Below are 21,621 nucleotides of genomic sequence, written 5' to 3' on the forward strand. Positions count from 1 at the left end.
CCGCGGACAGGGTTGCTCCCTGACCGCGGCGCCGCGCCCTATACAATTTCGGCCATGACCTCTCCCAAGATTCCCGAATCCCTGCGCCGCGTCGTGCTGGCCTCCAACAACCCCGGCAAGCTGCGCGAGTTTTCCGCCTTGTTCGCGCCGCTCGGTATCGAGTTGGTGCCGCAGGGTGAGCTTGGCGTGCCCGAAGCCGAGGAACCCCACGTCACTTTTGTCGAAAACGCCCTGGCCAAGGCGCGCCACGCCAGCCGCCTGACCGGCCTGCCGGCGCTGGCCGACGATTCCGGCCTGTGCGTGGCCGCGCTGGACGGCGCGCCTGGCGTGTACTCGGCCCGCTACGCCAAGATGCATGGCGGCGAGAAGTCGGACCCGGCCAACAACGCGCTGCTGGTCGAGAAGCTGGCCGCGGCCACCGACCGCAGCGCCTGTTACGTGGCGGTGCTGGCGCTGGTGCGCGCCGAAAACGATCCGCGCCCGCTGATTGGCGAGGGCCTGTGGCAGGGCGAGATCATCGACCAGCCGGAAGGCGCCAATGGCTTCGGCTACGACCCGCACTTCTTCTTGCCTGACCAGGGCCTGACGGCGGCCGCGCTGGAACCCGAGGAAAAGAACCGCATCAGCCATCGCGCCCGCGCCCTGCGCGAACTGTTGAGCAAGCTGAACCAGGCTTGACCACCGCGCGCATACGCGCCGCCCGCCGGAATATCTCGAATGTCCATCACCATCCCCATCCGCAACGACATGGGCGCGGCGCGTCCGCGCCTGGTCACGCCGGCCGGCGCCAGCCTGACCAGCCTGCCGCCGCTGTCGGTCTACGTGCACGTGCCGTGGTGCGTGCGCAAATGTCCCTACTGCGACTTCAATTCGCACGCTACGCCCGACGGCGGGATTCCCGAGCGCGCCTATCTGGACGCGCTGCGCAGCGACCTGGAACAGGCGCTGCCCTCGATTTGGGGCCGCCAGGTGGTGTCGGTGTTCATCGGCGGCGGCACCCCCAGCCTGCTGTCGGCGGCGGGCCTGGATGAGCTGTTGGCGATGCTGCGCGCCTGTCTGAACGTGTGGCCGGACGCGGAAATCACCATGGAAGCCAACCCCGGCACCGCCGAGGCCGGGCGGTTCCGCGATTACGCCGCCAGCGGCGTGACCCGCTTCTCGCTGGGCATCCAGAGCTTTGACGACGCGCAGTTACGGCAGTTGGGCCGCATCCACGACGCGGCCCAGGCCCGCGCCGCCATCGACATGGCGCAGCGCGCCGCGCCGCGCGTCAACCTGGACATGATGTTCGCGTTGCCGGGGCAGACCCTGCAAGCCTGCGTGCGCGACCTGCGCCAGGCCATCGGGTTCGGCACCGAACACCTGTCGCTCTATCACCTGACGATGGAACCCAACACCGTCTTCGCCAAGTTTCCGCCCGAGGACTTGCCGGACGACGACACCAGCGCCGCCATGCAGGACGCAGTCGAGGCCGAATTGGCGGCGGCCGGCCTGGCGCGTTACGAGGTCTCGGCCTACGCCAGGCCGGGTGCGCGCTGCCGCCACAACCTGAACTACTGGGAATTCGGCGACTACCTGGGCCTGGGACCGGGCGCCCACGGCAAGCTGTCGTTCCATGACCGGATCGTGCGCGAGGCCCGGCTGCGCAGTCCCGACTCCTGGATGCGGGCGGCGGCCGCGCGCGACGGCAGCCATCTGGCGGAAAGCCGCCAGGTCGGCCCGGACGAACTGCCGTTCGAGTTCATGTTGAACGCGCTGCGCCTGAAGGACGGCGTGGCGGCCACCCTGTTCAATGAACGCACCGGCCTGTCGCTCGCGGCGATCGCGCACCAATTGGAGGCAGCCGCCGACAAGGGCCTGCTGGACGCCGATCCCACCCGCCTGCGGGCCACGCCGCTGGGCTGGCGCTTCCTGAACGATCTGCAGGAAATGTTCCTGTAGCAATCAGGCACCACAATGGGGCAATCATGCCCCATTATTTGCACCAGAATGGTGCTACATTTTCCCATCGCCTTGTCGCCTCCCCCGGGCAATCCCGGGGGTAAAACCTGGCACGCTTATTGCTTCCCTCTTTTATGCCAGTCGAGCGGCACAGCCCTCGACCCTTTTATCTAATGGAGATGACATGGCAAGCCCGAAAGACGTCCTGAAACAGATCGCCGACAACGAAGTCAAATTCGTGGATTTCCGCTTTACCGATACGGTTGGCCGCGAGCACCACGTGTCGGTGCCCACGAGCGCGATCGATGAAGACAAGCTGGAAAGCGGACAGGCCTTCGACGGTTCGTCGATCCCGGGCTGGAAGGGCATCGAAGCCTCCGACATGCTGCTCATCCCCGACCTGTCGACCGCCAACCTGGACCCGTTCCGCGAAGAGCCGACCCTGATCCTGTCGTGCGACGTGGTCGAACCGTCCGACCTGAAGGGCTATGACCGCGACCCGCGCTCGCTGGCCAAGCGCGCCGAAGCCTACCTGAAGTCCTCCGGCCTGGGCGACACCGCCTACTTCGGTCCGGAACCCGAATTTTTCGTGTTCGACGGCGTGACCTGGAACACCGACATGTCCGGCACCTTCGTCAAGATCAAGTCGGAAGAGGCCTCCTGGTCCACCGGCCTGGAATTCGAAGGCGGCAACACCGGCCATCGTCCCGCGGTCAAGGGCGGCTACTTCCCGGTTCCCCCGGTCGACTCGTTCCAGGACATGCGTTCGGAAATGTGCCTGCTGATGGAACAGATGGGCGTGCCGGTCGAAGTGCACCACCATGAAGTGGCCGGCGCTGGCCAGCTGGAAATCGGCACCAAGTTCAGCACCCTGGTGCAACGCGCCGACTGGACCCAGATCGTCAAGTACATCGTGCACAACGTGGCCCACGCCTACGGCAAGACGGCCACCTTCATGCCCAAGCCCGTCGTCGGCGACAACGGCTCCGGCATGCACGTGCACCAGTCGATCTGGAAGGACGGCCAGAACCTGTTCGCGGGCAACGGCTACGCCGGCCTGTCGGAATTCGCGCTGTACTACATCGGCGGCATCATCAAGCACGCCCGTGCCCTGAACGCCATCACCAACCCGGGTACCAACTCGTACAAGCGTCTGGTGCCGCACTTCGAAGCCCCGGTCAAGCTGGCCTACTCGGCCCGCAACCGTTCGGCCTCGATCCGCATTCCGTACGTGGGCAACCCGAAGGGCCGCCGCGTCGAAGCGCGCTTCCCGGACCCGCTGGCCAACCCGTACCTGGCGTTCTCGGCCCTGATGATGGCCGGCCTGGACGGCGTGCAGAACAAGATTCACCCCGGCGATCCGGCCGACAAGAATCTGTACGACCTGCCGCCGGAAGAAGACGCCAAGATCCCGACCGTGTGCTCTTCGCTGGAGCAGGCGCTGGAATCGCTGGACAACGACCGCGAGTTCCTGACCCGCGGCGGCGTGTTCAGCAACGACATGCTCAACGCCTACATCGACCTGAAGATGGCCGACGTGAGCCGTCTGCGCATGACCACGCACCCGGTCGAATTCGACATGTACTACAGCCTCTGATCGTCAGAGGCCGTGGCTGGGGGAGCGCGATGATGTAGGCAGAAACCAGGGCCGACACCACGCGCACCGCCAGGTCGCCGACCGACAGTTTGCCCCGCCGGCCCCGTGCCGGCGGGCAGGGCGCCGCAGATGAGCGCCGCCGGGCCGGTGTGCCGATTTCCCCCTTGTAGTCATTCGGGTACGTTGAAAATGAATGTAGAAGCTCTCGATCTGCTTGCCACGTCCGTTTTCCTGGTCAACGAACGCGGGCACATCGAATACGCCAACGCGGCCGCCGAGGATCTGTTCGGCCGCTCCCGCAAGCAGCTGTGCGGCCATTCCGCCGCCACGCTGTTCGATAATCCGGAAAACATCCAATCGTCCATCGACCGCGCCGCGGCCGGCAGGTATGCCGACGTCAGGCAACTGGCGTCTTTGCGCCGCGCCACCGAATCGGTGGAAGTGGCGGTGACCACGGTGGGGTTGAGCGGCCAACGCTGGCCCGCCCTGATCGAGACGCGCGAGATCGAACAGCGCGTGCTGGCCGACCGCAACCACCGCCTGGTCGATGAGATCGAGGCGCACCGCGAGTTGCTGCGCAACCTCGCGCACGAAGTCAAGAATCCCCTGGGCGGCCTGCGCGGCGCCGCGCAACTGCTGGAAGCCGAGCTGCCGAGCGCGGCGCTGGCGGAGTACACCCAGGTCATCATTTCCGAAGCCGATCGCCTGCAGGCGCTGGTGGACCGCCTGAGCGGCCCGCAGCGCGTGCCGCTGAACGCGCGGCCGGTGAACATCCACGAGATCTGCGAGCGCGTCTGCGCCCTGATCCAGGCCGAATTCCGCAACGACGTCACGCTGGTGCGCGACTACGACGCCTCCATGCCCGACCTGAAAGGCGATGCCGCGCGCCTGATGCAGGCGGTGCTCAACGTGGCCCGCAACGCCGCCCAGGAACTGGTGGCGCGGCCGCAAGTGCCCGGCCTGGCGCCCGGCGTGGTGACGCTGCGCACCCGCGTCGCCCGGCAGGTCATGCTGGCGCACCGCCAGCATCGGCTGGCGCTGGAGTTGTCCATCATCGACAACGGTCCGGGCGTGCCCGAGCACATCCGCGACCGCATTTTCCATCCCCTGGTCACCGCGCGTGCTGGCGGGACCGGCCTGGGCCTGAGCCTGGCCCAGGATTTCGTGCAGCAGCACGGAGGCATCATCGAATTTGAATCCCGACCCGGGCGCACCGAGTTCCGCCTGGTCCTACCGATGGAGCCCGCAAACTGATGAAACCCGTATGGATCGTCGACGACGACCAGGCCATCCGCTGGGTCCTCGAAAAGGCCCTGGCCCGAGCCGGAGTCCCCACCCGTAGTTTCTCCCAGGCGGCCGACGTGCTTGAAGCGCTGTCGCACGACACGCCCGTCGCCCTGGTTTCCGATATCCGCATGCCCGGTGGCAATGGCCTGGAGCTGTTGCGCCAGTTGAAAGAGCGCCATCCCGGCCTGCCGGTCATCGTCATGACCGCCTTCGCCGATCTCGACAGCACCGTGTCCGCCTTCCAGGGCGGCGCCTTCGACTACCTGGCCAAGCCCTTCGACGTCAACGAGGCGGTGGCGCTGATCCAGCGCGCCATGCAGGAATCGGCCCAGCCCGAAACCCCCGAAGGGCAGGGCGAGGCCCAGAACAACGAGCGCTGGATGATGACGCAATCGTCGTCCACCGCCATGCAGGAAGTGTTCCGCGCCATCGGCCGGCTGGCGCAGTCCAAGGTCACCGTGCTGATCACCGGCGAGTCCGGCACTGGCAAGGAACTGGTGGCGCGGGCGCTGCACGGCCATGGCGTGCGCGCCAGCGGCCCGTTCGTGGCCCTGAACGCCGCCGCCATCCCGCGCGACCTGCTCGAAGCCGAACTGTTCGGCCATGAGCGCGGCGCTTTCACCGGCGCCAACACGCTGCGCCGCGGCCGCTTCGAGGAAGCGCACGGCGGCACGCTGTTCCTGGACGAAATCGGCGACATGCCGATCGAATTGCAGACGCGTCTGTTGCGGGTGCTGGCCGAAGGCAGCTTTTATCGGGTCGGCGGCGCGCAACCGGTGCGGGTCGACGTGCGCATCGTCGCCGCCACCCACCAACCGCTGGAGCAGCGGGTGGAGCAGGGCCTGTTCCGCGAAGACCTGTTCCATCGCCTGAACGTCATCCGGCTGCGCCTGCCGCCGCTGCGCGAACGGGTCGAGGACATTCCGGCGCTCGCCAACCATTTCCTCACCGCCAGCGCCCGCGCGCTCGGTGTCCCGGTCAAGCGCCTGACGCCGGAAGCGCTGGCCGTGCTGACCAAGTTCGACTTTCCCGGCAACGTGCGCCAGCTGGAGAACTTCTGCCACTGGTTGACCGTCATGGCGCCCGGGCAGACCGTCGAACCCGCCGACCTGCCGCCCGAGATCCGCGCCATGGAGCACGCGCCGGCGGCCAGCGCCTTTGCCGCGCGTGCGCAGGCCGGCAGCGCGGTGCCCGCCATCGGCACCGTGGTGCAGCAGGCACCCGTCGGCGCGCTGGCGGCCGACGACGGCGCCCCGCGCAATTGGCAGGACTCGCTGCTGCGCGATGCCCAGTACCGCCTGGAACGCGGCGAACCCGCCGTCATGGCCACGCTGACGCGCCAGTTCGAGAAGATCCTGCTGCAAAGCGCGCTCGATGCCAGCCGTGGCCGGCGCGTCGAGGCGGCCTCGCGCCTGGGGATCGGCCGCAATACCATCACGCGCAAACTGCGCGAACTGGGCATCGAAGACGAGTAGGGCGCGCTTGCCTGGAACACGCGGGCGGCGCAGCGCCGCCCGCGCGCGCTCAGGCCATGCCGAGTAGCCCCTCGCACAGGCGCGGCGACTTCAACTTCTGCAGCCACCACTTCAAGGCCTCTCCCGGCGCCTCCGCGCGCCAGGCGTACGCCACGTGCTCGGTCAGCGACATGCCTTCGTCTGTCTCGCATATCACCAGCATCCCCTGCGCCAGATAAGGCGCCGCCAGGGTCAGCGGCAGATACCCGCATCCCAGGCCGCGGATCTGCGCTTCGATCTTGGCCTGCATGGTCGGCATCACCAGGGTGGGCTGTTCCGCCAGGATGCCACGCGACTGGGGCGGCAGATTGCGCGATGTATCGGCCACCACCACCGCGCAATAGCGCGTGATGTCGGCGCGGCTCAAGGGTTGGGGCAGCGATGCCAGCGGATGATGCGCCGCCACGCAGAAGCCGAACTGCGCCTGCCCCATCGTCTGCGAACGGTAGGGTCCGGTCGGCTCGCCCGCCGCGCCCGCGCCGATCACCAGGTCGGCGCGGTTCGAGGTCAACGCATCCCAGTTGCCGCTCAACACCTCGGTCGAAAAGCGCAGCGTGGTGGCGCTGCCCAGCGCCTGGAATTCTTCGACCAGGTCGTACAACGGCCGCCAGGGCAGCACCGCGCTGACCGCGATGCGCAGTTCCACCTCCCAGCCCGTTGCGATGCGCTTGACGCGGCACGCCAGATCGTCCAGCGACTGCAGCACATGGCGCCCATCCTTGAGCAGGGCCTCGCCGGCCGGCGTCAGCAGCGCCCGATGGCCAGAGCGGTCGAACAGCAGCACATCCAGCCCGTCCTCCAGCTTGCGGATCGCATAGGTCACGGCGGAGGGTACCTTGTCCAGCTCGCGCGCCGCTTTGGCGAAGCTGCCGTGGCGCGCGATCGCATCCACCAGGACGAGCAATTCGGGGGTGATCGGCTGCATGGAGGCGCTCCGGAAAATATCGTTCAAATAATTTGAATGGTTTCTTCAAATCATAGCGTCAAACCGGTCTCGGAGTCCGCGCACAATGTCACTCATGCCGGTTGAGCAGCGAGGCTTTCAGCAAGAACGCAAAGAAAGCCAGAGACCGCCAGACCATTCATTTATTTGAAACAGGAGTCCACCATGCTTACCCTTCGCCGCAGCGCCGAACGCGGTCACGCCAACCACGGCTGGCTCGATTCGTTCCACACCTTCTCGTTCGCCAACTACTACGATCCCGCCCACATGGGCTTCGGCGCGCTGCGCGTGATCAACGACGACCGCATCGCCGCCGGCCGCGGCTTCGGCACCCACGGCCACCGCGACATGGAGATCATCACCTACGTGCTGGATGGCGCCATCGCGCACAAGGACAGCATGGGCAGCGGTTCCACCATCCAGCCCGGCAACGTGCAACGGATGAGCGCGGGCCGCGGCGTGATGCACTCCGAGTTCAACCCGCGCGCCGACCAGGAAACGCACATGCTGCAGATCTGGATCGAGCCGAATGTCACCGGCATCGCGCCGGAATACGAAGAAAAGGCGTTCAGCGACGCGCAAAAGCGCGGCCGCCTGCAGGCCCTGGTGTCGGGTGACGGCGTCGATGGCTCGATGACGATCCATCAGGACGTGCGGCTCTACGCCGGCCTGTTCGACGGCGACGAGGCGGCCGCGCTGGAGCTGGCCCCGGGCCGCCGCGCCTGGGTGCATGTGGCGCGCGGCAGCCTGACGGTCAATGGCGTGGCGCTGTCGGCCGGCGACGCGGTCGCCATCAGCGATGAAACGCGGGTGGCGCTGTCCGGCGGCGACAACGCCGAGGTGCTGGTATTCGATCTGGCCTGACGGCCCGCGCCCGGGCGGACCAACGGTCCGTCCGGCCTGGTTTTCGATACGCGTGGCCGGCCCGCCCGCCATCGGGCGGCGGCGCGGCAGGCGATTCCACAAAGCCCTAACATGGCCCTGAGACGGCCAACCTACAGGAGCAATTCCATGTCCACCTTGTCCCAACCCGGCGACAGCCAGATCGAAACCGTGGTGGTGCCGCGCACCAGCGACCTGGGCGGTTTCGAAGTCCGCCGCGCGCTGCCTTCGGCGCAGCGCCGCACCGTCGGCCCGTTTGTATTCCTGGACCACATGGGTCCGGCCGAATTCGCGGCCGGGTCGGGCATCGACGTGCGCCCGCATCCGCACATTGGCCTGTCCACCGTGACCTACCTGTACGAAGGGTCGATGGTGCACCGCGACAGCGCCGGCAACACCCAGACCATTCTGCCCGGTGAAGTGAACTGGATGACCGCCGGCCGCGGCATCGTCCACTCCGAGCGGTCTTCGCCCGAAAGCCGCCAGGCCGCGCAGCGCCTGGCTGGCTTGCAGATCTGGGTCGGCCTGCCCAAGGCGCACGAGGAAACCGATCCTGGCTTCACCCACTACGGCCTGGACGCCCAGCCGGTGGTCGAAGGCGAGGGGGTGCGCGCGCAGGTCGTGGCCGGCTCGCTGTTCGGCAAGACCTCGGCCGTCAAGACCCATTCGCCGCTGTTCTACGGCGACATGCAGTTGCGCGCCGGCGCCGTCACCGTGCTGCCCGCCGAACACGAAGAGCGCGCCGCCTACGTGGCGATCGGTTCGGTCGAGGTCGATGGACAGGTGTTCGAGAGCGGCCGCCTGGTCGTGTTCGCGCCGGGCCGTCCGGTGCAGATCCGCGCCTGTACCGACGCGCGCTTCGCCGTGCTCGGCGGCGAGCCGCTGGAAGGCCCGCGCTTCATCTGGTGGAACTTCGTCTCCAGCAGCAAGGACCGCATCGAGCAGGCCAAGGAAGAATGGCAGCGCAACCGCTTCGGCCAGACCGTGCCGGGCGACGAGACCGAGTTCATACCGCTGCCCGAGCCGCGCGCCTGACACGGCGCCGGGGCCAGGCCCGCGCCCCGGTGTCCATGGGCTGGAACGCGCCGCGCCGTCCTGGCCGGCGCGGCAGTATGATGCGCATCCCTAACGTGATAACAATCGGGATGGAGACATCATGCAACGCTTTTCCCTGAACGCGCTGCGCGGCCTGGCCGCGCTGGCGCTGGTCCAAGGCGCCGCCGTGGCGCAGGCCGCCGGCTATCCGGCCAAGCCCATCGTATTCATCGTGCCGTACACCGCCGGAGGCACCACCGACCTGGTGGCGCGCACCGCCGGCGCCAAGGTCGCCGAGAAGCTGGGCCAGCCCGTCATCGTCGAAAACCGCCCGGGCGCCGGCGGCAACATCGGCATGGACGCCGTGGCCAAGGCCGCGCCGGACGGCTACACCATCGGCTTCGGCGCGATTTCCACCAACGCGCTCAATCCCTTCGTCTACCCGTCGATGCCGTTCGATCCAACCAAGGATTTCACCGGTATCAGCATGCTGGGCGCGTCCTCGGTGGTGCTGGAAACCGGGCCGGCGCTCAAGGTGGGCAGTGTCAAGGAACTGGTGGCGTACGCCAAGCAGCATCCGGGCACGGCCTTCGGCACGCCCGGCACCGGCACCTCGATGCACCTGGCGGGCGTGATGTTCGAGCAGGTGACGGGCGCCGGCATGCAGCACATTCCCTACAAAGGCAGCGCGCAGGCGCTGAACGACCTGCTTGGCGGGCATCTGCCGGTCATGTTCGACAACCTGCCGGCTTCGCTGCCGCACATCAAGTCGGGCAAGGTCCACGCTTTGGCGGTCACCGGCAGCAAGCGCGCGCCGGCCTTGCCGGACGTGCCGACGCTGGCCGAGCTGGGCTATGGCGGGGCGGTGGTGGACCCGTGGTTCGCGGTCTATGGCCCGGCCGGGATGTCGCCGGAAGTCACGGCCGCGCTGAGCGAGGCGTTCCAGGCCGCGCTGGCGATGCCCGAGGTCAAGGACAAGCTGGAGCAGGCCGGTTTCATGCCGTATGGCTCGACGCCCGCCGAGGTGGAGCGCCTGACGCGCAGCCAGCATGAGTCGTTCAAGGCGCTGTCGCAGAAGGTGAAGCTGTCGGCCGATTGAGCGGCGCACGCCAGTGCCAGCGGCGTGGTCCACCGCGATCGCCGGCCGGGGGCGTGGTCACTGCGGGCCCCGGCCGCGCCGCGGGCGCGCCGATCCGGGGCCGGTGGCTCAACGGCCGCGCGCGAACACCTGTTCGCGCTGCTCGACCAGCGCTTCGCGGCGGATGAAGTCGCGCACGAAGTCGTCGGCCGGGTGGTGATGCAGGTTGTAGGGCGTGTCCCATTGCGCGACGCGCCCGGCCGTCATGACGCCGATGCGATCGGCGATGGCGAAGGCCTCGGCCTGGTTGTGCGTGACAAGAATGGCGGTGTGGCCGGTGGCCTTGAGGATCTCGCGCACCTCGAATGCCAGGCGCTCGCGGGTGTCCACGTCCAGGTTCGAGAATGGCTCGTCCAGCAGCAGCAGGTCGGGCGAGGGCGCCAGGGCGCGCGCCAGCGCCACGCGTTGCTGCTGGCCACCGGAGATCTCGTGCGGATAGCTCTGGGCGACATGCGCCAGGCCGACCAGCGCCAGCATTTCCTCGACCCGGCGGGCGCGTTCGGCGCGTTCCAGGCGGCGCAGGCCGAAGGCCACGTTCTGCGCCACCGACAGGTGCGGAAACAGCGCGTAATCCTGGAACATCATGCCGACCCGGCGCTTTTCCGGGGCGACCTGTTCAGTGGGCGAGGAGATGACCATGCCATCGAGCAGGATGCGGCCGGCGCGCACCGGTTCGAAGCCGGCGATGGCGCGCAGCACCGTGGTCTTGCCGCAGCCGGATTCGCCCAGCAGGCAGCCGATATGGCCGGCGGGCAGGCCCAGCGTCAGGTCCTGCACCACGGGCCGCAGGCCCTTGGGGGTGTCGTAGGCCAGCGAGAGATGATCGAGTTCGAGCAGATCGGGCACGATGTTCAATGTCCCATTTTCAGATTGGTGCGGGCCAGCAGAATGACGGGCAGCAGGCCGGCCAGCACGATGGCCAGCGCGGCCACGGCGCCTTCTTCATAGATCCCTCGCGCCGCCTCGGCATAGAGCCAGGTGGCGAGGGTGTCGAAATTCATGGGCCGCAGCAGCAGCGTGGCCGGCAATTCCTTCATGGCATCGACGAACACCAGCAGGGCGCTGGCCGCCAGCGCCGGGCGCAGCAACGGCAGGTGGACGCGGCGCAAGGTGCCGGCCGAGCTCTCGCCCAGCAGTCGCGAGGCCTGTTCCAGGGAGGGCGGGATACGCGCCAGCCCGGCTTCCAACGCGCCGGTGGAGATGGCCAGGAAGCGGATGACATAGGCGCAGACCAGCGCCGCCATCGAGCCCATCAGGAACAGGCCATTGCCGCCGAACACGGTGGCCACGGCGGTGTCGATCCAGACGAAGGGCGTCAGCAGGCCGATGGCCAGCACGGTGCCGGGCACGGCATAGCCCAGACTGGCGACGCGCGCGCAGGCGCGTCCGGGATTGAAGCCGGCGCTTTCACGCAGCGTGCGGCCGGCCCACGCCACCACCAGGCCGCAGAGCAGGGTGACGAGCGTGGCGCTGAAGGCCACGATCAACGTATTGCCGAGCCCGTTGAGCAGTTGGTTGGAGACGCCGCCCACCAGGTGCAGGCGCTTGTAGGTTTCGACCACCAGGTACAGGGCCGGCGCGACGAAGCCCACCAGCACGGGAATCCAGCCCAGCACCAGCGCCAGCAGCGCGGCCAGGCCGCGCAGCGGGCGCGGCTGCATCGGCCGCATGCGCTGGGTGTTGGCGTAGCGCTGGCGCTTGCGGCCATGGCGTTCCAGCAGGATCAGGCCGATGACGATGGCCAGCATGGTCAGCGCGATCTGCGCCGCCCCGGCCAGGTCCGAGCGCGTGACCCAGGTGGTGTAGACCGAGACGGTCAGCGTCTGCACGCCCAGGAATTCCGAGGCGCCGATATCGTTCAGGGTTTCCAGCAGCGCCAGGCTGACGCCGACCACGATGGCCGGACGCGCCAGCGGCAGCGCCACCCGGAAGAACACGGCGTAGCGGCCGGCGCCCAGCGTGCGCGCCGCTTCCAGCAGGCTGGCGGCCTGCGTCATGAACATGACGCGGGTGCTCAGGTATACGTAGGGATACAGCACGAAGCCCAGCACGAAGATGGCGCCGTAGATCGAGCGCAGGTCGGGCAGGCGGAACTGGCGCGGGCTGTCGTAGCCGAGCAGCGCGCGGATGGCGCCCTGGACTGGGCCGATCGGGTGCAGCAGGTCGAGATAGGCGAAGGCGATGATGTAGGTGGGCACCGCCAGCGGCAGCAGCAGCGCCCACGTCAGCGCGCGCCGCGTCGGGAATTCGTATGCCGTCACCAGCCAGGCCGCGCCGGTGCCCAGCAGGGTCACCAGCACGCCGACGCCGGCCAGCAGCGCGGCGGTGTTGGCCAGTGCCTGCGGCAGGACATAGGTGGCCAGGTGCTGCCAATGCGACAGGTCGCCGCCCAGCGCCCACCAGACCAGGGTCAATACCGGTGCCAGCACCGCCAGGCCGATCAGGGTGGCGCCGGCCAGCCAGCCGGTACCGCGTTCAGCCCAGCGCAAACGTAACGGCCGGGGCAGGGAATCTGTATGCATGCTTCGGGAAAATTGCAGCGAGGAAGACGCCACGTGGGCGGCGCCTATAGTAGCGTCAAGGCCTGCCGCCGCCCGGCCCGGGATTTTCCGGGCGGGCAGGGGCAGGCCTGAATGCCGCGAGACGGCGCCCTCTGGCGCCGTCCTGCCGCGTGTCAGTTGTCGAAACCGACCTTGTCCACCAGTTCACTGGCTTGCTTGCGGTACTTGGCGATCTCGGTCAGGGGCAGGGGATCGACCTTCAGTTCGCCGAAGCTGGCGATGACCGGGTCGAGCTTGACGCCCTTGCGCACCGGGTATTCGTAGTTGGCCTGCGCGTACAGCGCCTGCGCCGGCTCGGACACCAGGAAGTCCAGCAGCTTGATGGCATTGGCCTTGTTGGGCGCATGGGCCGCGACCGCCGCGCCGCTGACATTGACGTGGGTGCCGCCGCTCTTCTCGTTGGCGAAGGTCGGGCGGACCACCTTGATGGCGTCGCCCCACTTGCGGGCGTCGGTGCCGGGTTCGGCGTTCTTCATGTGGCCGACGTAATAGGCGTTGGCCAGGCCGATGTCGCAGATGCCGCCCAGGATGTCGCGGGCCACATCGCGGTCGCCGCCGGCAGCCTTGCGCGCCAGGTTGGCCTTGACGCCGCGCAGCCATTTCTCGGTGGCCTCGGCGCCGTCATGGGCGATCATGGAGGCGACCATGGCGGTGTTGTAGGGGTGCTGGCCCGAGCGGATGCAAACCTTGCCCTTCCATTTCGGATCGGCCAGGTCTTCGTAGCGGAAGGCGTCCAGCTTCAGGTCCTTTTCGACGTACAGCACGCGGTCGCGCAGCGACAGGGCGTACCATTTTCCGTCGGCGCCGCGCAGGTTGGCGGGGATGACCGATTCCAGCGTCTGCGACTTGACCGACTGCGTCACGCCGCCGTCGACCAGGTCGAGCAGGTTGCCGATATCGACGGTCATGAGCACGTCGGCCGGCGACTTGGCGCCCTCGGCCTTGACGCGCTCGAGCAGGCCGTCCTTGACGAACACGGTGTTGACCTTGATGCCGCTTTCCTTGGTGAAGGCGTCCAGCAGCGGCTGGATCAGCTTGGGTTCCCGGGTGGTATAGAGGCTGACTTCGCCGGCCGCATTGGCCGGGACGGCGAAGGCGGCGGCGCCGGCCAGGGCCAGGGCGCGCAGCAGGGTGGTCATTTGGGGACGCATGGACATGAAGGGAACTCCGGCAAGGGAAGCGCGGTGGGCGCAGACGCCGCCGCGGCTCAAAACGGTCTGCTAACGAAAATGATTATCAAGTCAGAGCGGCACGATAACAGGAAGTCTTATCGTATTCAACTACATGTAAGACTGGAGTTAAGACCTTGATTCGATACCGTTGATCCCCATCAATACGGCATAAGGGTATTACGGAATAATGAGAGCAATTATCATCGAGTCCCTGTAGAATAGGGACAACCCTAATACCGGACGCGTCCTTACTAGATACGACATGGCTGCTTTCAATACCGAGCGCGTGCTGAGCGTGCACCACTGGAACGACACCCTGTTTTCCTTTACCACCACGCGTGACGCGGCCCTGCGGTTCCACAACGGCCACTTCGTCATGATCGGCCTGGAAGTCGAAGGCAAGCCGTTGCTGCGCGCCTACAGCATCGCCAGCGCCAACTACGAGGAAAACCTCGAATTCCTCAGCATCAAGGTGCAGAACGGTCCGCTGACCTCGCGCTTGCAGCACCTGAAGGAAGGCGACACCATCCTGGTCAGCCGCAAGCCGGTCGGCACGTTGGTGGTGGACGACCTCAAACCGGGCAAGCATCTGTTCCTGTTCGGCACCGGCACCGGCCTGGCGCCCTTCATGAGCATCATCAAGGACCCGGACGTCTACGAGCGCTTCGACAAGGTCATCCTGGTGCACGGCGTGCGCTGGGTCAGCGAGCTGGCCTACGCCGACTTCATCGAAAACGAATTGCCGAACAACGAGTTCTTCGGCGACGTGGTGCGCGAAAAACTGGTCTATTACCCGACCGTCACGCGCGAGCCGTTCCGCAACCAGGGCCGTATCACCGAGCTCATGGAAAACGGCAAGCTGTGCCAGGACATCGGCATTCCCCAGATCAACCCTGAAACCGATCGCGCCATGATCTGCGGCAGCCCGCATATGCTGGCCGACATCAGCGCCATGCTGGACAAGCGCGGTTTCGTGGTGTCGCCGGGTGTGGGCCAGCCGGGCGACTACGTGGTCGAGCGCGCCTTCGTCGACAAATAAGGCACGGCCGGTCCGCGCCAGCAAAAATCCCCGTCGCGTGCGCGACGGGGATTTTTTTTGCCGGTGCCGCGGGCGAGCGGGTCGCCCGGGGCGGCGCATCATTCCGGCTGGATGCCGGCCTTCTTGATGATCTCGCCCCACTTCTTCGACTCGGCTTGCTGGAACTGCGCCAGTCCGTCGGGCGTGGAAGTGGCCGGATCGGTGCCGGTCTGGGCATAGAACTGCTTGGCCGGCGCGGTCTGGGTGGCCTTGACCAGCAGCTCATTCAGGCGCTTGACCACCTGCGGCGGGGTGCCGGCCGGCGCATAGACCGCGAACCAGTACCCCATCTCGTAGCCCGGCACGCCCGATTCGGCGATGGTGGGCACATCCGGCGCGAGCGGCGAACGGGCCTTGCCGGTCACGCCCAGCGCCCGCAGCTTGCCGGACTTGACCTGGGGCAGGCCGGTAGCGGTGTCGGTGATCATCATGTCGATCTGCCCGCCGAGCAGGTCGGTGACGGCCAGCGGGTTGCTCTTGTAGGGCACATGCAGCAGTTGCACGCCGGCCATCTGCTGCAGCAGTTCCCCGGCGATACGGCTGCTGGAGCTGCCGCTGCCGAAACTCAGCTTGCCGGGCGACTGGCGCGCCAGCGCCAGAAAGTCGCCCACCGATTTGGCACTGGAACTGGGGTTGACCACCATGATCTGGCCGCCCTTGCCGAGCAGCGAGATCGGCGCATAGTCCTTGACCGGATGATAGGTCAGGGTCTTGTACAGGTGCTCATTGGCGGCGTGGGTGGTGTTGGTGGTGATGAGGACGGTGTAGCCGTCCGGGGCCGCGCGGGCGGCGGCCGAGGCGCCGATCATGGCGCTGGCGCCCGGCTTGTTCTCGATCACCACGGCCTGGCCGGTCTGCTCGGTGACGCCCTGGCCGATGGCGCGGCCGATCTGGTCAGTCGCGCTGCCGGCGGCAAATGGCACGATGAAGGTGATGGGTTTGCTGGGGAAGTCCGCGGCCGGATTGGCCTGGGCCAGGGCCGTCAGCGGCAGGGCCGCCAGCAGCAGGGCCAGCCGGCCCTTGAGGGTAAAGCGCATGGTGTGTCTCCTGTTGGGTGTTGTTGTCGTGGTGGGGAAACCGGGTCAGGCCGGAGCCGGCGGGTCGCCGGCGATGTCCGGCAGGCGCGCGGCCAGCGCCGGGCTGACCGCTACCGTCATGTCCAGCAGATGGAAAGACAGGCTCTTGCCGTGGGCGTCCAGATTGAGGGCGTCATTGACGCCGCCATCGAGCACGCCTTCGAGCACGAAATTCATGGCGTGCAGGGTGGGCAGGAGATAGCGGGTGACGCGCACCGGGCGACGGTAGGCGAACCAGTCGGCCACGCGCGCCTCGGTTACTTGCGCCGCCAGCACCGCGTAGCATTCGGGGTCCCAGGCGATGAGGCTGAGGTTGGAGGTGTCGCCCTTGTCGCCGGAACGGCTGTGGCCGAGGCGGTACAGGGGAACGGCGGTCAACGGGTCGGTCATGGCGAGATCTCGTCCAGGAAGCGCCAGCCGCTGGCCACGGCGTCGCGGGGAATGGTGCAGGACACCATGTTCAGGCGCGGGCGCAGCGCGGTGCGGACGCCGCCGCCGCCGGCCGGGCCGCAGGTGTAGAGCGCGGTCACTTCGCGCAGCACGCGCTCGGCCACGGCGCGGTTGGCGTGCTCGCCGGCCACCCGCAGGCGCACGTCGCGCGCGTGGCCGGCGGTGCGAGCCTGGCGCAGGGCGCCTTCGTCGTTGTCGAGAATGCTGACCGCGCCGATCAAGTCGGCGCGCAGGCGCAGCGCGGCGCCCAGGCGCCGATTCACGATATCGGCGGCCAGGCGCGCGCGCGCTTCGGCCTGCACGCCAGCGTAGGAAATCTCGGCCTCGGCCAGCCAGCCGCCGTGGTAGCAGACGTTGACCTTCAGTTCGGCCGGCCGCGCGTGGCCGGTAATGCCGCGCAGCGCCACACGATCGCGGCCCAATTCCTCCACGTGCGCCTGGCTCAGGTCGGCCACCACGTCGGGCGTCAGGTAGCGCGCGGGATCGTGGACTTCGTACAGCAGTTGTTCCTTGACCGTGCGGGCATCCACCATGCCGCCGGTGTCATCGGCTTTGCCGATGACGAATTCGCCGTCGGCCTGGATCTCGGCAATGGGAAAGCCCGCGGCGTGCACGTCCGGCACATCCTTCAGTCCCGGCACGCAGAAATAGCCGCCGCTGACCTGCAGGCCGCATTCGAGCATGTGGCCGGCCATGGTGGCGCGGCCCAGGCGCGGCCAATCGTCCAACTGCCAGCCGAAATGGGCCAGAGCCGGCCCCAGCGTCAGGGAGGGGTCGGCCACACGGCCGGCCACTACGATCTGCGCGCCCGCGGCCAGGGCCTGGGCGATTTCGGCGGCGCCGAGGTAGGCGGTGGCGCTGACCACGTCGACGCCGTCGAGCGCGGCGCCCAGGCGCCGGCGCAACAGTTCGCGTTGGGCTGGGGTGTCGAGCGCATCGCCATGGACCACGGCGATGCGCGGGGCCGGCAGGCCCTGCTGCGCGGCCAGTTCGGCGATGCGGCGCGCCGCACCCACCGGGTTGGCGGCGCCGAAATTGCTGACGATGGCGATGCCGTGGCGCAGGCAGTCGGCCAGCACCGGCGCCACCAGTTCGTCCAGCAGTGGCTCGTAGCCCTGGCGCGGATCGGCGTTGCGCGCCAGTTGCGCCAGCGCCAGGGTGCGTTCGGCCAGGGTTTCGAAGATGAGCGTGCCGCCGCCCCGGGCGATCAGGGATCGCACCACGGCGGCGGCACCGTCGCTGCGGTCGCCGGAAAAACCGGAAGCGCAGCCGATGAACAGGGGACGAGAGGACATAAACATCGCCAGGGGAAAGCCGGAGGCCCACTATAGGCAGCGCCCGATCATCCGTAAAATAGAAATATCGGATCAATTAATCCATAAAACCCATGAATCTATCCGCCCGGCAATTGCGCGCTTTCGTGGCCCTGGCCGACGAGCGGCACTTCACCCGCGCCGCCCAGCGCTGCCACCTGACCCAGCCAGCCTTCAGCGCGCTGATCCGCCAGTTGGAAGACAGCGCGGGACTGCGGCTGTTCGACCGCACGACCCGCAATGTGGAGTTGACGGCGGAGGGGCGCGTGCTGGACGCGTCGGCGCGCCGCCTGTTGGCCGACATGGACCTGGTGATGGAAGACCTGCGCGATCACGCCGCCCGCCGCCGCGGCCGGGTGGCGCTGGCCGCGCTGCCATCGCTGGCGGCCGGCTGGCTGCCGCCGCTGCTGGCGCGGTTCCGCGCCGCGCATCCCGGCATCGCGGTGGACTTGCGCGATGCCTTGCTCGATCCGTGCCTGGACATGGTGCGCGACGGCCAGGTGGATTTTGCGGTGGCCTCGCGGCGCCCGGACATGAGTGAGCTGGACAGCGAGTTCCTGCATGCCGACCGCTATTTTCTGGTGTGCCGGGCCGACCATCCGCTGGCGGCGATGACGCGGGTGAGGCTGCGTGACGTGGCGCGGCACGCGGTGATCCAGCTGGCGCGCAACAGCAGCGTGCGCAAGCACCTGGACGCGGCGTTTGGCGCGGATGCGCCGCCGCCGGTGTTCGAGGTCGAGCACCTGGCCACCGTTACCGGATTGGTACGGGCCGGGTTGGGCGTGGCGGTGGTGCCCGCGATGACGCTGTTCCATTTTGGCGGCCCGGACCTGCGCATCGTGCCGCTGGCGGGCAAGGCCTTGCTGCGGCCGCTGTACCTGGTGTGGCGCCAGGGTCGCAGCCTGCCGCTGGCGGCGCAGGCGCTGTATGACCTGCTGTGGGCCAGCCGCGCCGAGATCGGCGCGGCTTTCCGATGACCAATTGCGGGAAGGCGGCGCCGAAGTGTGGGTAACATGGAAGACTCGGCCGGGCTCGCCTGAACCTTTCGCAAAACCCTATTGCCGATTAAAATCCGATAGTTGTAGCTATCCGTCACCAGAAGGATTCCGCCCATGAGCAAGCAAATCATCCATACCGACGCCGCGCCCGCCGCCGTCGGCCCTTACTCGCAAGCGGTTGCCGTCAATGGCACCAAGACCGTCTACCTGTCCGGCCAGATCGGCCTCGAACCCGGTACCGGCGACCTAGTGTCCGAGAATTTCGACGCGCAGGTGCGCCAGGCCTTCGCCAACATGAAGGCGGTGGTCGAGGCGGCCGGCGGCACGCTCGACAACGTGGTCAAGCTGACCCTGTTCCTGACCGATCTGGGCAAGTTCACCGCCGCCAACGCCATCATGGCCGAGCTGATTCCGCAGCCGTTCCCGGCCCGTTCGACCGTGGGCGTGGCCAGCCTGCCCAAGGGCGCGCAGTTCGAAGTCGAGGCGATCCTGGTCCTGTAACGCCAGCGCGCGTTCGAGCCAGGGGCATCCCATATGCCGGCCGCGGCCGTGGCTACCAAGCGATCCGGCGCCCAAGCCAAAGGCGCCGGCAAAGCCATGACGGATACGGAGCGCAAGCTGCGTAACCTGGGTCTGGTGCTGCCCGAGGACTTCGTGCTGCACCTGCCGCTGCGCTATGAAGACGAAACCCGCGTCATCCCGATCAGCCAGTTGCGGCCCGGCTTTGCCGGCCAGGTCGAGGGCGAGATCACCAAATCCGAAGTCCTGTACCGGCCGCGGCGCCAGCTCACCGCCACCCTGGCCGACGACAGCGGCGAATTGCAATTGCGCTGGCTCAATTTCTACCCCAGCCAGCAGAAGCAGGTCAGTGTCGGCAAGCGCCTGCGCGCGCGCGGCGAAGTGCGCGGCGGCCTGTTCGGACGCGAGATGGTGCATCCGCGGTTGACCAATGCCGATGCGCCGCTGCCGACCGCGCTGACCCCCGTCTATCCCACTACCGAAGGCCTGCCGCAGCTGACGCTGCGGCGCGCCATCGCCCAGGCGCTCGACCGCGCCGACCTGTCCGACACCCTGCCGCCGCAGGCATTGCAGCGTTACGACCTGCCGCCTTTCGCGCCGGCGATCCGCGCGCTGCATACCCCCGCGCAGGGGGAATCGGAGGCGGCGCTGCTGGACCGGGTGCATCCGGCCTGGCGCCGAATCAAGTTCGACGAACTGCTGGCGCAGCAGTTGTCGCTGGCCGCGGCGCGGGCCGCGCGCCGCGTCAAGGAGGCCGAAGCGCTGCCGGCGAGCGACGAGCCGGGCGGGCTGGTGGCGCGGCTGTACCAGGCGCTGCCGTTCAAGCTGACCGGCGCGCAACAGCGCGTGGTGGCCGAAATCTCGGCGGATCTGGCACGGCCGTATCCCATGCACCGCCTGTTGCAGGGCGACGTCGGCAGCGGCAAAACTGTGGTCGCGGCCATCGCCGCGGCCCAGGCCATCGCCGGCGGCGCGCAGGTGGCGCTGATGGCGCCTACCGAAATCCTGGCCGAGCAGCATTTCCGCAAGCTGGTGTCGTGGCTGCAGCCGCTGGGCGTGAATGTCGCGTGGTTGAGCGGCAGCCTGACGGCCAAGGCGCGCCGCGAGGCGGCCGCGGCGGCGGCCGACGGCAGCGTGCAGTTGGTGGTGGGCACCCAGGCCCTGATCCAGGATCACGTCGAATTCCATCGCCTCGGGCTGTCCATCGTCGACGAGCAGCACCGCTTCGGCGTCGGCCAGCGTCTGGCGCTGACGCGCAAAGGCGAAACCGTGCGCGGCCGCATCGTGCCGCACCAGCTCAATATGAGCGCCACGCCGATCCCGCGCACCCTGGCCATGACCTTCTTCGCCGACCTGGATGTGTCGGTGATCGACGAACTGCCGCCGGGCCGCACGCCGGTGCTGACCAAGCTGGTGTCGGACGCGCGGCGCGAGGAAGTCATCGCGCACATCGCGCAGGCCGCGCGGGGCGGCCAGCAGGCTTATTGGGTCTGTCCGCTGGTCGAGGAAAGCGAGGCCCTGGAGCTGCAGACCGCGGTCGATACCTACGAAGGCATGCGGGTGGACCTGCCGGATCTGCGCATCGGCCTGGTGCACGGCCGCCTGCCGCAGGCCGAGAAGGCCGCGGTGATGCAGGCCTTTCGCGAAGGCGAGATCGACCTGCTGGTCGCCACTACCGTGATCGAGGTTGGCGTGGACGTGCCCAACGCCTCCCTGATGGTGATCGAACACGCCGAGCGTTTCGGCCTGGCGCAGCTGCACCAACTGCGCGGCCGGGTAGGGCGCGGCACCGCCGAATCGGTCTGCGTGCTGATCTACCAGACGCCGCTGTCGCAAGTGGCGCGCGAGCGCCTGCGCGCCATGTTCGAGACTTCCGACGGCTTCGAGATCGCGCGCCGCGACCTGGAACAGCGAGGCCCCGGTGAATTCCTGGGCACGCGCCAGTCGGGCATGGCGCTGCTGCGCTTTGCCGACCTGGAAACCGATGCCGAGATCGCCGAGCAGGCGCGCGATGCCGCGGTCTGGCTGCGCGCCGAACATCCCGCCGCCGTCCAGGCGCACCTGGCGCGCTGGATGCGCGGCCGCGAAGACTTCCTGCGGACGTAGCGGACGGACAC

19 protein-coding genes are annotated in these 21,621 nt (G+C 68.0%); 12 read left to right on the top strand and 7 right to left on the bottom strand.

Going from position 1 to position 21,621, the window contains the following annotated elements:
• The first annotated feature begins 54 nt into the window (after positions 1-54).
• From rdgB to ntrC, 5 genes are all read left to right on the top strand, one after another.
• Complete coding sequence (rdgB, locus tag K2W61_RS22160; RefSeq protein ID WP_175131993.1) at positions 55-678, top strand: RdgB/HAM1 family non-canonical purine NTP pyrophosphatase; 624 nt, start codon at positions 55-57, stop codon at positions 676-678.
• Positions 679-717: 39 nt separating this feature from the next.
• Positions 718-1,941, top strand: coding sequence for a radical SAM family heme chaperone HemW (gene hemW / locus K2W61_RS22165; protein ID WP_175131994.1), 1,224 nt, complete (start codon positions 718-720; stop codon positions 1,939-1,941).
• 184 nt (positions 1,942-2,125) lie between these two features.
• Entirely contained in the window at positions 2,126-3,538 is a 1,413-nt protein-coding gene (gene glnA, locus K2W61_RS22170; RefSeq protein ID WP_175131995.1) for a type I glutamate--ammonia ligase, read from the top strand.
• Between the two features lie 189 nt (positions 3,539-3,727).
• Positions 3,728-4,792, top strand: a complete 1,065-nt coding sequence (gene glnL / locus K2W61_RS22175) for a nitrogen regulation protein NR(II) (protein WP_175131996.1) — start codon at positions 3,728-3,730, stop codon at positions 4,790-4,792.
• Positions 4,792-6,300, top strand: a complete 1,509-nt coding sequence (gene ntrC / locus K2W61_RS22180; protein ID WP_175131997.1) for a nitrogen regulation protein NR(I) — start codon at positions 4,792-4,794, stop codon at positions 6,298-6,300. The genes glnL and ntrC overlap by 1 nt, the downstream gene beginning before the upstream one ends.
• A 49-nt stretch (positions 6,301-6,349) precedes the next feature.
• On the opposite strand, the gene K2W61_RS22185 is transcribed toward ntrC, so the two are convergent.
• On the bottom strand, positions 6,350-7,264 hold the full coding sequence (locus tag K2W61_RS22185; RefSeq protein WP_175139861.1) for a LysR family transcriptional regulator: 915 nt from the start codon (positions 7,262-7,264) through the stop codon (positions 6,350-6,352).
• Positions 7,265-7,447: 183 nt separating this feature from the next.
• Between K2W61_RS22185 and K2W61_RS22190 the strand changes: the two genes are divergently transcribed.
• From K2W61_RS22190 to K2W61_RS22200, 3 genes are all read left to right on the top strand, one after another.
• Positions 7,448-8,146 (top strand): pirin family protein, encoded by a 699-nt coding sequence (locus tag K2W61_RS22190; RefSeq protein WP_175139862.1) that lies wholly within the window; start codon positions 7,448-7,450, stop codon positions 8,144-8,146.
• 147 nt (positions 8,147-8,293) lie between these two features.
• Complete coding sequence (locus K2W61_RS22195; protein WP_236756555.1) at positions 8,294-9,199, top strand: pirin family protein; 906 nt, start codon at positions 8,294-8,296, stop codon at positions 9,197-9,199.
• A 121-nt stretch (positions 9,200-9,320) separates the two neighbouring features.
• On the top strand, positions 9,321-10,298 hold the full coding sequence (locus K2W61_RS22200; protein ID WP_175132001.1) for a Bug family tripartite tricarboxylate transporter substrate binding protein: 978 nt from the start codon (positions 9,321-9,323) through the stop codon (positions 10,296-10,298).
• A gap of 108 nt (positions 10,299-10,406) precedes the next feature.
• Here the strand turns inward: K2W61_RS22200 and K2W61_RS22205 are convergent, their stop codons facing one another.
• From K2W61_RS22205 to K2W61_RS22215, 3 genes are all read right to left on the bottom strand, one after another.
• Positions 10,407-11,183, bottom strand: a complete 777-nt coding sequence (locus K2W61_RS22205; RefSeq protein WP_175132181.1) for an ABC transporter ATP-binding protein — start codon at positions 11,181-11,183, stop codon at positions 10,407-10,409.
• A 5-nt stretch (positions 11,184-11,188) separates the two neighbouring features.
• A complete protein-coding gene (locus K2W61_RS22210; RefSeq protein WP_236756556.1) occupies positions 11,189-12,859 on the bottom strand; it encodes an ABC transporter permease in 1,671 nt (556 codons plus the stop codon).
• Between the two features lie 152 nt (positions 12,860-13,011).
• Positions 13,012-14,055, bottom strand: a complete 1,044-nt coding sequence (locus K2W61_RS22215; RefSeq protein ID WP_236756557.1) for a Fe(3+) ABC transporter substrate-binding protein — start codon at positions 14,053-14,055, stop codon at positions 13,012-13,014.
• A 277-nt stretch (positions 14,056-14,332) separates the two neighbouring features.
• Here K2W61_RS22215 and K2W61_RS22220 point away from each other — a divergent pair, with 277 nt between their 5' ends.
• A complete protein-coding gene (locus K2W61_RS22220) occupies positions 14,333-15,109 on the top strand; it encodes a ferredoxin--NADP reductase (protein ID WP_175132004.1) in 777 nt (258 codons plus the stop codon).
• 98 nt (positions 15,110-15,207) lie between these two features.
• On the opposite strand, the gene K2W61_RS22225 is transcribed toward K2W61_RS22220, so the two are convergent.
• The 3 genes from K2W61_RS22225 to K2W61_RS22235 are packed head-to-tail and all read right to left on the bottom strand — an operon-like array spanning position 15,208 to position 17,969.
• Positions 15,208-16,185, bottom strand: a complete 978-nt coding sequence (locus K2W61_RS22225) for a Bug family tripartite tricarboxylate transporter substrate binding protein (protein WP_236756558.1) — start codon at positions 16,183-16,185, stop codon at positions 15,208-15,210.
• Between the two features lie 45 nt (positions 16,186-16,230).
• A complete protein-coding gene (locus K2W61_RS22230; RefSeq protein WP_175132006.1) occupies positions 16,231-16,614 on the bottom strand; it encodes an AtuA-related protein in 384 nt (127 codons plus the stop codon).
• On the bottom strand, positions 16,611-17,969 hold the full coding sequence (locus K2W61_RS22235; RefSeq protein ID WP_175132007.1) for an acyclic terpene utilization AtuA family protein: 1,359 nt from the start codon (positions 17,967-17,969) through the stop codon (positions 16,611-16,613). Before K2W61_RS22235 ends, K2W61_RS22230 begins: the two co-directional genes overlap by 4 nt.
• A 92-nt stretch (positions 17,970-18,061) precedes the next feature.
• Here K2W61_RS22235 and K2W61_RS22240 point away from each other — a divergent pair, with 92 nt between their 5' ends.
• From K2W61_RS22240 to recG, 3 genes are all read left to right on the top strand, one after another.
• Positions 18,062-18,964, top strand: a complete 903-nt coding sequence (locus K2W61_RS22240; RefSeq protein ID WP_175132008.1) for a LysR family transcriptional regulator — start codon at positions 18,062-18,064, stop codon at positions 18,962-18,964.
• A gap of 135 nt (positions 18,965-19,099) precedes the next feature.
• Positions 19,100-19,486 carry a Rid family detoxifying hydrolase gene (locus K2W61_RS22245; RefSeq protein ID WP_175132009.1) on the top strand — a complete coding sequence of 129 codons (387 nt, stop codon included), beginning with the start codon at positions 19,100-19,102 and terminating at the stop codon, positions 19,484-19,486.
• Between the two features lie 33 nt (positions 19,487-19,519).
• Positions 19,520-21,610 carry an ATP-dependent DNA helicase RecG gene (gene recG, locus K2W61_RS22250; protein WP_175132010.1) on the top strand — a complete coding sequence of 697 codons (2,091 nt, stop codon included), beginning with the start codon at positions 19,520-19,522 and terminating at the stop codon, positions 21,608-21,610.
• Positions 21,611-21,621: the final 11 nt, after the last annotated feature.

This window comes from Achromobacter pulmonis, from assembly GCF_021733725.1.
In the GTDB taxonomy this organism is placed as follows: Bacteria; Pseudomonadota; Gammaproteobacteria; order Burkholderiales; family Burkholderiaceae_B; genus Achromobacter; species Achromobacter pulmonis.